Source organism: Methylobacterium sp. WL19 (assembly GCF_008040005.1).
GTDB classification, from domain to species: Bacteria; Pseudomonadota; Alphaproteobacteria; order Rhizobiales; family Beijerinckiaceae; genus Methylobacterium; species Methylobacterium bullatum.
In genome coordinates this window covers 1-712 of sequence record NZ_VRVC01000295.1, presented here as the reverse complement: position 1 = coordinate 712, position 712 = coordinate 1, and the positions used below count along the sequence as shown (strand labels likewise).

The 712-nt window shown below is 73.2% G+C and carries 1 protein-coding gene; it reads left to right on the top strand.

The features are described from left to right. Positions 1-234: 234 nt before the first annotated feature. A partial coding sequence (locus FV220_RS25180) for a ParA family protein (protein ID WP_147833592.1) occupies positions 235-712 on the top strand: 478 nt, incomplete at its 3' end.

Sequence of the window (712 nt, the reverse complement as noted above, 5' to 3'; positions counted from 1 at the left end):
GTTCTGAGCCGGGGCTCGGGGCTCGCGCCGGCGATGCCCGGCCGGATCGATCGGAGGGGCCGCGCTCCGTCCGATCGAGAGACGATTCCTATCATACGGCCTCCCCTGAAGCCGGCGGGCGTGTCGCCATCTCGCTCGCGCCGGTCGCAGCCGATACCGGGTGGTCGAGGTGACGGAGGCGGGTCGCATGGCGCCTGACGACACTCCGGGGCCGCGCGTCGGGGGGCCGGCGTGATGACGGAAAAGCCTACCGACGACCGCCGCATCCGCGTCGTCGCCGTGGCCGTGCAGAAGGGCGGCACCGGTAAGACGAGCCTCGCCGCTTCCCTGTCCGTGGCGGCGGCGGAGGACGGCGAACGCGTGATCGCCTTCGACCTCGATCCGCAGGGGTCGCTGGCCGGCTGGGGCGCCCTGCGTCGCAAGGACGGAGTGACCGTCGAGCGCATCCAGGCCTGGGAGATCGGGCAGATGCCCGAGATCCTGGAAGGCTGCCGCGAGAACGGAACCACCCTCGTCGTCATCGACACCGCCGGCACCGCCACGGGTCTGGCCCCGGCGCTGCGCACGGCCGACCTCGTGGTCGTACCGGTGCGCCCGTCGCGGCTCGACCTCGTGGCCGCGAGGCCGACCCTCCAGACCCTCGTGGGCCTCGGTATGCGGAGCCGGCTGGCCCTCGTCCTCAACCAATGCCCGCCCCCCCCCAACCCCCCCA